General features: G+C 59.5%; 1 protein-coding gene. It reads right to left on the bottom strand.

Annotated features, from left to right (window positions below; genetic code table 11):
- Positions 1 to 523, bottom strand: a 523-nt coding sequence (locus tag HU764_RS27505; RefSeq protein ID WP_217835026.1) for an immunoglobulin-like domain-containing protein, incomplete at both ends; no start/stop codon positions are given.

Here is a 523-nt window from a genome sequence, read left to right on the forward strand (position 1 = left end):
ATACAACGGCGCGTGGTTGTCGATCGGCAGACCGTCTTTGTTGGTCAGGGTGACGGTGTAAGTGATCTCGCCGCCTTCGGTGACCGAAGGGGTGGCGGTCAGTTTGGCGATGACGTCGTCAGTGGTGTCGGTGACTTTGACCGATGCCGCGTCGCCCAACTGCAGGTTCTCGAAGGCACGGCCGTCAACATCGACGGCAGACTTGATACCCAGGGAAATTTCGCCGGCGTCTTTGTAAACGTCGTCGCCCTGCGCTTCGTGGGTATAAGGCGCGCTTGTTTCGCCAGCCTTGATGGTGACGGTAGCGTTGTTGCTCAGGGTCACGACCAGATCGTGAGCCAGGGCAGTGTTGATGTGAACGGTGAAGGTCGGCTTCACGTTCTCGGCAACCGAAACCTGGTCAGCCGTGATGGTGACCTTGACCACGTCGCCTTCGTTGCCCGGCGTGCCTGGCTCGTCAGTGACAGTGGTGCTGACCGGGGTCTTGTCCAGAACCAGGTTTTCGAACTTCCAGGCGTCAGCA

The organism is Pseudomonas kermanshahensis, assembly GCF_014269205.2.
In the GTDB taxonomy this organism is placed as follows: domain Bacteria; phylum Pseudomonadota; class Gammaproteobacteria; order Pseudomonadales; family Pseudomonadaceae; genus Aquipseudomonas; species Aquipseudomonas kermanshahensis.